Annotated in this window: 11 protein-coding genes and 1 tRNA gene; 4 read left to right on the forward strand and 8 right to left on the reverse strand. The window is 40.6% G+C overall.

Annotated features, from left to right (window positions below; all coding sequences use genetic code 11):
* On the reverse strand, positions 1–1,163 hold a 1,163-nt coding region (locus K2W90_06610), incomplete at its 3' end, for a signal recognition particle receptor subunit alpha (protein MBY0354006.1).
* Between the two features lie 319 nt (positions 1,164–1,482).
* Positions 1,483–1,558: transfer RNA gene (locus K2W90_06615), tRNA-Phe, on the reverse strand.
* A gap of 263 nt (positions 1,559–1,821) precedes the next feature.
* Here K2W90_06615 and K2W90_06620 point away from each other — a divergent pair.
* Positions 1,822–2,754, forward strand: coding sequence for a rhodanese-related sulfurtransferase (locus K2W90_06620; GenBank protein MBY0354007.1), 933 nt, complete (start codon positions 1,822–1,824; stop codon positions 2,752–2,754).
* 40 nt (positions 2,755–2,794) lie between these two features.
* On the opposite strand, the gene K2W90_06625 is transcribed toward K2W90_06620, so the two are convergent.
* From K2W90_06625 to K2W90_06650, 6 genes are all read right to left on the reverse strand, one after another.
* Positions 2,795–3,418, reverse strand: coding sequence for a cyclase family protein (locus K2W90_06625; GenBank protein MBY0354008.1), 624 nt, complete (start codon positions 3,416–3,418; stop codon positions 2,795–2,797).
* Position 3,419: 1 nt separating this feature from the next.
* Entirely contained in the window at positions 3,420–4,316 is an 897-nt protein-coding gene (gene gnd, locus K2W90_06630; protein ID MBY0354009.1) for a decarboxylating 6-phosphogluconate dehydrogenase, read from the reverse strand.
* Between the two features lie 10 nt (positions 4,317–4,326).
* Positions 4,327–5,730, reverse strand: coding sequence for a glucose-6-phosphate dehydrogenase (zwf, locus tag K2W90_06635; protein MBY0354010.1), 1,404 nt, complete (start codon positions 5,728–5,730; stop codon positions 4,327–4,329).
* A 90-nt stretch (positions 5,731–5,820) separates the two neighbouring features.
* On the reverse strand, positions 5,821–8,007 hold the full coding sequence (locus tag K2W90_06640) for an ATP-dependent RecD-like DNA helicase (GenBank protein MBY0354011.1): 2,187 nt from the start codon (positions 8,005–8,007) through the stop codon (positions 5,821–5,823).
* A 6-nt stretch (positions 8,008–8,013) separates the two neighbouring features.
* Positions 8,014–8,637 (reverse strand): hypothetical protein, encoded by a 624-nt coding sequence (locus K2W90_06645; protein ID MBY0354012.1) that lies wholly within the window; start codon positions 8,635–8,637, stop codon positions 8,014–8,016.
* Between the two features lie 33 nt (positions 8,638–8,670).
* Entirely contained in the window at positions 8,671–10,152 is a 1,482-nt protein-coding gene (locus K2W90_06650; protein ID MBY0354013.1) for a hypothetical protein, read from the reverse strand.
* 313 nt (positions 10,153–10,465) lie between these two features.
* On the opposite strand from K2W90_06650, the gene K2W90_06655 reads away from it, so the two are divergent.
* The 3 genes from K2W90_06655 to K2W90_06665 all read left to right on the forward strand — a co-directional run bounded on the left by K2W90_06655 (position 10,466) and on the right by K2W90_06665 (position 11,987).
* A complete protein-coding gene (locus K2W90_06655; protein ID MBY0354014.1) occupies positions 10,466–11,233 on the forward strand; it encodes a deoxynucleoside kinase in 768 nt (255 codons plus the stop codon).
* Between the two features lie 120 nt (positions 11,234–11,353).
* Entirely contained in the window at positions 11,354–11,602 is a 249-nt protein-coding gene (gene atpE / locus K2W90_06660) for an ATP synthase F0 subunit C (GenBank protein ID MBY0354015.1), read from the forward strand.
* A 22-nt stretch (positions 11,603–11,624) separates the two neighbouring features.
* Entirely contained in the window at positions 11,625–11,987 is a 363-nt protein-coding gene (locus tag K2W90_06665; GenBank protein MBY0354016.1) for a hypothetical protein, read from the forward strand.
* Positions 11,988–12,043: the final 56 nt, after the last annotated feature.

The following is a 12,043-nucleotide window of genomic DNA, read 5'->3' on the forward strand; positions in this document are numbered from 1 at the left end:
TTTTTGTTCATTGAGCTAATTATAGCTCTAAATTTCTTCATTTCTACCTGGCCCTTGTCCATCATTTCAGTAGAAACCGATCCCATTCCAGGGAGATAACGCATAAGCTTTTGCAGCGAGCCAAGCTTGTTGATCATGTCCATTTGCTCTGCAAAATCTTTGAGTGAGAAGTTGCCGCTCATAAAGCGCCTACTCATCGACTCTTGCTCTTGTTCGCTGATGGTTTGTGAGGCCTTTTCAATGAGCGTCATCATATCGCCCATGCCCAACATTCGTGAGGTCATGCGCTCTGGAATGAAGTTCTCTAAATCTTCTATTTTTTCGCCAGATCCTACAAAAGCGATTGGCTTTTTTAAAACAAATTTAAAGGCAAATGCTGCTCCGCCACGGGTGTCGGAATCCATTTTGGTCATAATTGCTGAATCAAAGCCAACAGCTTCATTGAAGCTTTGTGCTACTTTGAGTGACTCTTGGCCGGTCATGGCGTCCAAAACAAGAAATTTGTACTTTGGCACGAGCAATTGATTGATGGCTTTTAGTTCTTGCATCATGGTGCCATCGATATGCAGGCGCCCTGCGGTATCCAAGAACAAGAGTTCGTAGCGGTTGTTTTTAAAGTAGGTATTAATCTCTTGGGCTGCTTTAACCGGATCGGTATTAGTTGCTTGATAAAAGTCCACGCCCACTTGGTTTGCTAAAATTTTTAATTGTTCAACAGCTGCTGGGCGGTAAAAGTCGACCGAGGCCACCAGAATACGTCTGGTTTTGCCACGGCTTTTTGCTTGTTCTAGGGCCCAGTGGACTACCTTTGCAATGCTGGTTGTTTTACCAGAACCTTGCAATCCCATAACCATAATGACTGATGGAATTTGAAACGTAATGCCACTCAGGGTGTTTTTGCCTCCAAGAAAATCAAGAACCTTGTCATGGACAATCTTAATCATTTGTTGGCCGGGATTAAGTGCTGTTGATACTTTAATACCAACAACTTCCTCTTTTACTTGCTGCAAAAAAGTTTGGACGATGTCTAATGGAACGTCAGCTTCAAGAAGAGCGTCGCGAACTTGGTTGAGAGCTTCTTGAATGTTTTCTTCAGTCAAGCGGCCACGGTCTTTAAGCCAGCCCAAGACGCCAGAAAATTTTTGAGATAAAAATTCAAACATTGCTGAACCTATTTTGCTGATGGAAGTGAATTATCTAAGCTTTATCGATGTTCTGTTCTAAAGCTTATCATATTTGAAAAAATGCTCAATATTTCAGCTAAAAGGATCAAAAAAGTGCATAATTGAGGAAAAAATGGGGTAATTTTTAAAAGTGCCGGGAGACGTCCTTCGAGACGCCCGTCTTCGCTTTTCAAGCTACAACGTGCTCCTCAGGATGCACGGAGAGGGCGGGATAAGCTTTAGTAAGATATTTTTTCTTTTTCATTTGAACTTCATTAAAGAAGAGAGCCTGCCAGCCAAAGCCACGTAGGGCGTAGGCTGGTGCCGGGAGACGGAGTTGAACCGACGACACAAAGATTTTCAGTCTTCTGCTCTACCACCTGAGCTATCCCGGCATGTTTTTACGGGGTTGTTTACGACTTATTGGTCATAACCCGTTTGCCCTGAGGAGCCCATAGGGCGTCTCGAAGGGGCGCTTTCAAAGTATTATCTATGCAACGTATAGTATCTTTTTAGTGCTTCATTGTCAAATAAAATTATAAGGTTTTTGTAAGTAATAGGCAAAAAGTCGACTCTTTTAGTATTTAGTGATAAATTGATTTGGTCGTTGTTTTTTTGATTTTTTAACGTCTTACGCGCATACCAATGGAATGAAGGCATGAAAAAGATTTTGCTGTACTATAAATATGTTGAGATTGTTGAGCCCCAGCTTATCGTTAATTGGCAGCAAGAAGTGTGTCGTCAGTTGGGCCTGAAAGGCCGCGTTTTAATTGCTCACGAGGGCATTAATGGAACGCTTGAAGGCAGTGAGCAGGCAACCCAAGAATATATCAACATCATGAACGAGACGCCGTTGTTTGCGGGTATAGACTTTAAAGAGAGTATTGGCGAGGACGATATTGATTACTTTCCACGTTTGCGCGTAGCCTTGCGTGACGAGATTGTTGGTCTTGGAAAAAAGGCAAAAGATGTTACCGTTGGCAGCACTGGTCAGCATTTAACGCCTGAACAAGCGCATGAGCTTATGGCCAAGCCACCAAAAGACTTGATAATTCTTGATACGCGTAATGATTATGAATCGCGCGTGGGTACTTTTAAAAATGCGATCATTCCCGACATTACTAACTTTCGCGACTTTCCTGATTATATCGACCAGCATTTAGATGAATTTAAAGATAAAGAAGTTTTGATGTTTTGCACCGGCGGAGTTCGCTGCGAGCGTGCCACGGCTTATTTGAATACAAAAGGTGTTGCGCGCAATGTTATGCAAATTGAGGGGGGTATTCATCGCTATGTTGAAAAATTCCCTGAAGGTTTCTTTCGTGGCAAAAATTATGTGTTTGACAACCGGGTGACAGTCAAAGTGAATGACGATATTTTGGGCACCTGTGATGTGTGCGCAAAGCCGTGTGATGAGTATACTAATTGCGTTAATGCATCGTGCAACAAGCTTTTTATTTCATGCACGCCGTGCTTAAAAGTTTATGATAACACCTGCGGGGTAACGTGCCAGCAGTTGGTCAAAGAAAAAAAAGTTGCCTGTCGGCCGCCGTTACAAACGGTTATCCAGCGCAATCGACGCTTCGAATAATTTTTAAAGGGCTTCAAAAACTGAGGCCCTTTTTTCTTGTCTAATTTTTTATGAGCACTGCACGTGCTGGTGCTGCCTCAAGGCCATGAACGGCCAATGGCAGGCAGTACAAATTGTACGAGCCAGCGCTTACATGGTTAAGACGTAGGCCTTCGATAATTATAGTGCCTGCTTTGAAAAGAATTTCATGTGTTGCATGATCAGGCTGATTGCGTTCAATGCCGAGATAATCAATGCCTACACACCAAACATTTTTGTCAGCAAAAAATTGTGCTGCTTCGTGACTGACATAAGTAAATGTTGGATCAAATTTTTCAGTTGCGGTGCGCTCACTATTTTTTGTTTTCAGCAAAATGCGTTCGCCTGCTTGCAGGTTGTGTGGTTCTAAGTCGGCAGGTATAATTTTTTCGGTGACGTGTGAAAGGTCGAGTACGCGGCATGGGCCCACCAGTCTTTCAAGACCGATTGTTTCGATTGTGTCGCCATTTTCTAAAAAATGGGAGGGGGCATCAACGTGCGTGCCGGTGTGCGAATTGAGTGTGATGCTTGAGTCGCGCGCATTGTCGTTGGGGAAATTTTTATTCCACAAAAACGTCACTGGCTTACTGTCTTTGTAGCTGGTCATTGTGAGAGAGATTGGCCAGCTGATGTCGATAATCTGCATATTAGTCTTTCTCTTTTAGTGCGTGGCCGCCAAATTGATTGCGCAGCATAGCGACAACTTTAGTTGCATAGTTGCCGCCGGTTTCGCGTGACCAGGCACGGATATCGAGTGCGTCTTTGAGGAGCTGCATGGGTACGCCATGTTTTTCTGCTTCATCAAGCGTCCAGCGGCCGGTTTGGTTTTCGCCAATTTGTCCTGAAATGTTTGCAAAATTTTGATCGTGTTCAAAAACGTTATGCGCGAGTGTCAAAATCCATGAACGAATAATTGAACCATGCATCCAGATATTTGAAATCTGTTCGAGATCAAGATTTTTATAGTGACCACTTTTTAATAAATGAAACCCTTCGGCATATGCCTGCAGTAGCGAATATTCGATGCCGTTGTGCACCATTTTTACATAATGCCCAGCGCCAACGGGGCCACAGAGCGCATAGCCGTCTGGTGCGGCAATGGCAATAAAAATACGTTCTACTTTTTCAAAAATTTCTTTGCTTCCCCCAATCATGAGCGAGTAGCCACATTCGCGTCCGGCAAGCCCACCCGAGGTGCCGCAGTCCAGAAAGTGAATATTTTTTTCGGCCAGCATGTCCGCGCGGCGAATTGAGTCGTGAAACCAGCTATTGCCACCGTCGATGATGATGTCTTGTGCTTGAAGGTGCGGCAAAAGTTGTTCGATGGTAGTGTCGACAGGTGCGCCAGCTGGGACCATGAGCCAGAAAATGCGCACATCGCGAGCAAGTGCTTCAAGGCTTGGGGCGATGGTAACGCCAATTTTTAGTGCGTCTTCTTGTGCTTGTGGTGTTGGGTCAAAGCCAACAACCGAGTGTCCTGCTTTGGTGAGGTGGTCAGCAATCCCTTGCCCCATTCGTCCTAAGCCAATTATGCCTACGTTCATGGCGATCCTATTATTTTTGAGAAAAAATTTTTTTTACTTCGTGAGGGCCGGTGCTGCCTTGGGGGTAGCTATAGAGCTTTGCATTATGTGCTTTGTCGATTTGTTCAACAATTTTCCAAGAAATTTGTACTTCATCGCCGCGCACAAAAGCTGATTGATCGCCCTTCATAATGTCTGCTATCAAAACTTCATATGCTTCCGGTGTGTTGGGGCCCAGCAGGCGTGCGTGTGGCAGCTCCATGGTTACCGGCGTTACTTCGTTTGCTTTGCCGGGAACTTTGGCATTCAAACTTAAATAAAAGCCTTCGTTTGGTTCAATATTAATTCTGAAATAATTTGACTCTGAAGGGCAGGCTGAAAGCAGACACTCGGCTTTTTTAAAATTAACTTGAATGTATGATTCTTTGATTGGCATGCATTTGCCGGTGGTTAAATAAAAAGGGACGCCGCGCCAGCGTTTGTTGTCGATGAGTGCTTTTATGGCAATAAATGTTTCTGTTTTTGAGCGAGGGCTGACATTTTTTTCTTTGAGATAACCCTCGTACTGTCCGCGTATTACTTTGTCGATCTGTACTTTTTTGAGTACGGTTGCTTTGGCATTGCGAATTGATGCCGCACCAAGTTTGTCGGGTGCTTCCATTGCCGTCAGTGCAAGCAGCTGTAGCACGTGGCTTTGAACCATATCTTTAATGGCACCGTTGGCGTCGTAGTAAGCCCCACGGCCTTCAACGCCAATTTTTTCGTTTAAAACGATGTGAACATTTTCGATGTGATTATTGTTCCAGAGTGGTTCAAAAATACGATTGGTAAAGCGTGCTAGTGCGATATTGCCTACCAATTCTTTGCCTAAAAAATGATCAATACGATAAATTTGATTTTCATTAAAAACATCGGCCAAGTAGCGATTAATTTTTTGTGATGATTTAAGGTTGTGACCAAACGGTTTTTCGTAAACCACGCGCGACCAGGGATCTGTTGTTTTAGTTGCGGTTTCTTTTTTTTGTACAATGTTGTGTTTGACCAGGCCCTTGGTAATGTCGATAAAATGCTCGGGCATGGTAGCAAAATAAAACAGTCTATTTTTTGGTAGCTTTTGTTCGTGTTCAAACTTTTCTAAAAAGTTTTTTAAATTGGCATAAGCTTTTTTATTGCTAAAATCCATTTGATAATAATGAAATGAATTTACGAGTGTGGTAAGAATATCTGCTTGTGGGTCAACAATAAATTTAGTTGCTTGTTCTATAATTTTTTTTTCATCAGTTTGGTCAATTGAAATCCCAATGATGGTAAATTTGCATAAGCGGCGATCTTGGACCAGTTTGTAAATTGCCGGAATAAGCTTACGTTTGCTCAAATCGCCCGTTGCGCCAAAAATGACGAAGGTGCATTCATCAAAACAATGTTGGTGTACCATGTTTTCTTCACGTTACAAAGTGAATAAATGTTATTGTTCGTTGCTTAATTTTTCTCACTATCTTGAGCGAATGTCAACTAATTCCTGTCTCTATCTGGCTTCAAGATCAGTGGTCAAAAATTCTTTTAAGAAGGTATTGCGCACCACGCCTTTATTGTTTTTTATGCCCATAGCAATTGCTTTAGTTTGGCCTAGCAGAATACAATATTTTTTAGCGCGAGTGATAGCAGTATAAATCAGGTTGCGTTGTAACAAAATAAAATGTTGCATAAAAATGGGAATAATAACGGCATCAAATTCTGAGCCTTGGCTTTTGTGAATAGAGATGGCGTAAGCAAGTACCAATTCATTAATTTCGGTAAAGTCATACTCAAGTGCGCGTTCGCCAAACGTTACCACCATTTTTTGTTCAACTTTGTCGATATCTGATATTTTGCCAATGTCGCCGTTAAAAACAAATTTATCGTAGTTATTGCGAATTTGCATAACACGGTCGTTAATTTTGTACACTTGGCCAAAGCGTGTGATTTCTTTTTCTTCGTTTGAACTGGGATTTAAAATCATTTGCAGTTCTTGGTTTAAGCGCTGGGTGCCAACGGTGCCACGGTTCATGGGAACCAGCACCACTGCATTGTCTGGATGTATGTTGCGTTGTTGCAGGGTGCTTAAATAGATTCTGCGCAAAAGCGGGAAAATTTCTTCTGGTTCTTCTTGTTTTAAAAAAACAAAATCTTTTTTAGAGCCGGGCAAGGCCGATGTTGGAAACTCACCATGATTGACGCGGTGTGCGTTTACAATAATGAGACTGTCTTGAGCTTGCCTAAAAATTTGTGTGAGGCGTATAACGGGAATTGTTTGCGAAGCGATAATGTCGTTGAGTACGTTGCCGGCACCAACTGACGGAAGTTGATCTACGTCGCCCAGTAGCACCAAATGAGCCTTTTGTGGCAATGCGCGCAAGACTGAATGCATTAAAAAAACATCGAGCATAGAGGCTTCGTCTACAATTAAAAATTTTAAATCGAGTGCGTTTTGTTCATTGCGCAAAAAACCCATGGTCGACGGTGAAAATTCGAGCAATCGATGTAATGTTTCGGCATTGCGCCCGGTTCCCTCAAACATGCGTTTGGCAGCTCTGCCGGTGGGTGCTGCTAAACGAAACTTGATGTGGTTGGTTTCTAAGACTTCCAAAAACTTTTTAACCAGCGTTGTTTTACCCGTTCCAGGACCGCCGGTAATTACCGAAATATTGTTTTGAAGACAGGTTAAGATACCGCGTTGCTGGTCTTCGTTGAGCTCAAAGCCATTTGCATCTGGCGTGCGAATATAGTTATAAATAGTGTCAAAGTTAACATCAAGTTTTGAGGGGTTTTCTAAAAAGAAACGTATTTTTTTTGCGATGCCTTTTTCAGAATAATAAAACTTGGGCAATGAGAGATAATGTTTTTCTTTATGACTTATTAATTTTATTTTGTCTTGTTCATAGAGCTGATGCAGGGCCTGCTTGATCTTTTCTTGGCTTTCTTCTTTATTAATTTCAAGTAACTCAACAACGTGTTCTTTGGCTTCTGAAACTTCAAGATACAAATGGCCGTTGTTGGTTGCTTCGGTAATAGCATAGGTAATCCCGGCTTTAATGCGATCAAGTGACGTTGGCTCAAGGCCTAGCTTAAGCGCTATTTGGTCGGCACTTTTAAAGCCGATGCCCCACACATCTTCAACCAGCTGGTACGGATTTTTTTGAATCTTTTCTAACGATTCATTGCCATAGGCTTTAAAAATTTTCACGGCAAATGCTGTTGAAACATCTTTGCCACGCAAAAAGATCATTACTTTTGAAATCTCTTTTTGCTCTTGCCAGGCTTGAATAAACATGGCAACGCGTTTATGGCCAACCCCGCCAACTTCCATGAGTCGGTGAGGTTGGTTTTCAATAACTTCTAAGGTTTTCTCGCCAAACGTTTCTACTACGCGTTCGGCAAACTTGGGGCCAATCCCTTTGATCAGGCCTGAAGCTAGATATTTTTTGATGCCTTCAATGCTTGCTGGAGCTTTGGTTGAATATTCTTTAACATCAAATTGGCGTCCAAATTTTGGATGAAACGCCCACAAGCCCTGCAGAGAAACGGTCTCTCCCTGGTGAATGTCGGTAAGAAAGCCTTTAGCAATAACAGATTCTGAGCTGCTTACTTTAAGTGTGAAAACGGAAAAACCATTTTCATTATTTTTGTAAATTACTTTTTCAATGCTGCCACAGAGTTCTGTTAATTTATTCATGCAGAGTTACTTTTTTTGAGTCTTTTGCTTATTTTTTATTTGTTCAACAAGTGTTTTGTATGCTACGTGTGTTTGGTCTGAAACGCTTTCATTAATATCTTTAAAGAAGGCAAGAATTTCTTCGCACAGTTTATGAAGCTTTGGTACTGAGGTAATATCTTGAGCACAGAAGGTGACAATATCTTTTTTGCTGTGTAAAAAATCGATCAAAATAGACTCTTCTGCTTTTATGTTGCGATGTTGAATGATGCTTTCTTTAACGAGGGGTTCGACTAAGCTGCTGTATGCCGTAATGATATCAAAAAATTCCTTTACCGGCTTCAACATGGTTTCAAGGTGTTTATCAACAAATGCTTTTTCTGTTTCTGCTTGTGGTGTGCGAAATTCTATACCATCAATACTTTTGATTACTTTTGCTATATCGCGTTGGGCAAAGTTTATTTTCAGTAGACCCATAGGAAACATTTGAAAAACTTGGTCCAGGTTTTTCATGTTACTGCCGGTAAGTTTATGGCTTATTGAGGTGGCAGTTTTTGTAGTTGTATTAGTTTTGCTTGTTTCAGTTTTAGCATTATTCTCAGGACTAACGAGCAGGAGTATGGAAAATAAAAAAAATGTTTTTTTGTTCATAAAAATACCCTATTTCCTTTAGATTAGTGCACATTAAAAGGACATTGCGAATTTGAAGTATGCGGTCCAGTCTTTGCCAATATTGATACTGTACATTGTAACATCACCGCCAAGGCCGAGCGTTATTTCAGAGTTCTTATGTTTTTTGATATGACAAACTTCGGTGAAAAATTTATGTTGGTTAGTACTTGGTAATTCAGCGTCTTTTACGCGTAAGTCTGAAAGTTGAGCACGTGAGCTTTTAATAGAAACAATGCGTTCTCGTTGCTGTGCGTAAAAATCATAGCCAAAAGCAATTTGCCACGGTTTAGCATTTACTACAGCGCTCATGACAATGTTGAAAATGCCGCCAGGGTAGACGTTTGATTTAAATGGTGTTGGAAAAATAAACTGATCTATATACTTTTGTATTAATGCTGCTGCTTCTTCATCAGAAAGACCTGGAATATTAATAGCGTCAAGATTTGTTTCTGCTGTCTGCTTAAACATGAGCAAGCGTGTTTCTTGGCCAGGGAAAAGTTTATCATAAGAAAAGCGAAACCAAAGATGGGCAAGATTTCTGAAAATCCCAACTTTTGATTCTAAATAGTAACCAACGCCAAAATGGCCACCATTGCCAAGTTGAGGATTCAGCAGGAAATCTCGTATGCCGCGGAGTTGATCAAGGAGTGATTCGGTTAATTGATCGATATCTGATACTTCTAGAGATATATCGGTAAAGCGTGGGTTAGAAACAGCAAGGCTTGTTGGTAAAATTGCTTCAAAACCTGTATCAACCTTAAAGCTTGTCATGTTTAATGAATTCAGGCCCAGTTTGAGTCGTGTGTCGCCCATGCCGTATCTAATGATAAAAAACTCATCTTCATTAACCCCTTGCCCAGGACGAACTTTTTCTACTATTGCTAGTGCCTGTTGTTTATCTTTATTGCTTAAAAAGAAGTTGCGTTCAGAAAGTTGTAGTGATGTATGGATTTGAAACGTGAAGGGTTTTTGTACAAAAGCTCCTTGTAAAAAGAAGCCTGTTTTTCTTTCTTGGATACGCATTTTTTGAAAAAGAGGAAGAAGTGTTAAAAGTTCTTCTGAAGAGACATTATTGGGGGCATTTTGTGCAACGTAGTCTGTGATAAATTTGATAAGTTCTGGATTGATTGAGGTAATGTCTAAAAGAGAGTCTGCAGAAACTTGCATTTTGTCGGTCATATTAAAGAAGTAGCTTGCAGCAAAGCCCCCATGTTCGATAGCAGTTATTTTGTGGGGCAAGAGATAAAGCACGTCGCGACCTTTTGGAGCTTGTGTATTGTTCCACAAAGGGCTTTTAATTTGACCCAAAAGAGCAAGTGTTAATCCTTGCGCAGGGGTTGTTCTGGTTAAGAGACAGTTATTTTCAAAATTTTGAATAGCATCTAAATCAAAGTCAAGTTCATCAAAGTCGTCAAACTCCATTGATGCGTAGCATGGTGTTGCGATAAGAGCTAAAGCAAGAAAAAAATTACGGATAATACGTAAAAGATTCATTTTTTTAAATTCCTAAATATTCATTTATTATTACGACCCTTGAGCGATAACTTTGCCAGCATAGCATAAAAGTTTATAGAACAATATACCCGCACTTTGGGGGTGGCTGGAGGGGTGTTGCAACACGGGACAGTAAATCAAAAAGTACACAACTGTCAAGAGTAGGAGCTGTTTTGCGATTATTTTATCCAATTTTTTTTCTTTTCTGTAGATTTTCATAAAATAAGAAGCTAAAATCCTAGGACACTTTTTGTGCTATAAAAAAACTGTTTATTTCAAACTGCAATGACATCAATTTTTTTAAGGAGCCATAATGACGTCACCAAAAAAGAAGCATATTCTCGTTCTGGAAGGAAATATTGGAGCTGGAAAGTCGACCTTTTTGGATATTTTGCGTCGTAATCTTGATATTGATGTTATTTTTGAACCTACTGATAAATGGCAACAAGTGGGTGCTTCAGGTAATTTGCTCAATCTTTTTTATAGCGATACCCCACGTTGGGCCTACACGTTTCAGTCATATGCTTTTATTAGTCGTGTTCAGGCGCAGCAGGAGCACGAAGAACGAGCAACGGGCGATAAGGTGCACGTAATTGAGCGTTCGGTTTATTGCGATCGTTATTGTTTTGCCAAAAATTGCTTTGAAGCGGGTCTTATGAGTGAGCTTGAATGGCAAATTTATAAAGAATGGTTTGGTTGGTTGGTTGAAAAATATACTACGCGACCAAGTGGTTTTGTTTATTTGCAAGCAACCCCAGAAACGTGCTATCAGCGCTTAACGAAGCGTAATCGTTCTGAAGAGTCAGAAATTCCATTAGCATATTTACAAGCTCTTCATCAACGCCATCAAGATTGGTTGATTGACAAGAAAGATGTTATTGATGTTTTAAAAAATGTTCCTGTTTTAACGCTTGATTGCAATCAAGATTTTGAATTTGATCTTGAAGAGCAGGAAAAGCACATTCAAGCAGTTAAAGATTTTATAGAAAATATTGGCGCTATTACGCCAGCAAAAATTACAACATTTGAAACGGAAAATAAAAAACAGGTGAATTCTGGTGCTTGTGAGGGGTCTGTTTAGCCTAAAACAAGCTATCTTTCGGAAGAATTCCCTGTTTATGTTTGACAAAAGAACTATTCTTTTTACATACTACACACAGTACATTGTTTAACCTGAAGACCTAAAGCAAAAGGATTTAATATGGCTGATACAAATTGGGTGCCAATAGCCGCGTACATAGCTGCTGGTTTGTGCATGGGAATCGGTACATTGGGGCCATCGCTTGGGCAAGGGTTCATTGGCGGTAAAGCCTGTGAGAGCATTGGTAAGAAGCCAGAAAGTTCCAACGTTGTTTTTAGAACCATGGTTATAGCTCTTGCATTTGTTGAATCAACGGCTATTTATGCCTTGGTTATTTCGCTTATTTTATTGTTTTACGTTGGCAAATAAGCGGTATGTGGGGTACTAGGCTATGCAAATTAATGCCACGCTTTTTATCCAGATTATAAATTTTTGGCTGACGTATGCCTTTTTAAGTCACTTCTTACTGCGGCCACTTATTATGTTACTGCGGCATCGTGCGTTTATTCGAAGAGGGTTGCTTAATTCTTTAACCAAGTATGAAAGTGCTTTAAAAGAAAAAGTTGCTCAAAAGGCAGATTCTTTAGTGAGTTTTAAACAGCATCTTAAACAAGACTATGCGCTTCCTACTATTAGCTATCCTGAAGTGCCGCTTCAAGTTGTTTATAAAAAGAGCTCAGAAGATATAGAACAGGCAGTACGTGTCAGTAAAGAATTTTTTGTGAAGAAAGTTTCTCATGCATATCGAGACTGACTTTTGGGGAATTGTTTTTCGATTTACCCTTTTTTCTTTGTTGATTTATCAGGTGT

The sequence above is a fragment of the Candidatus Babeliales bacterium genome (assembly GCA_019749895.1).
Lineage (GTDB): Bacteria > Babelota > Babeliae > Babelales > RVW-14 > AaIE-18.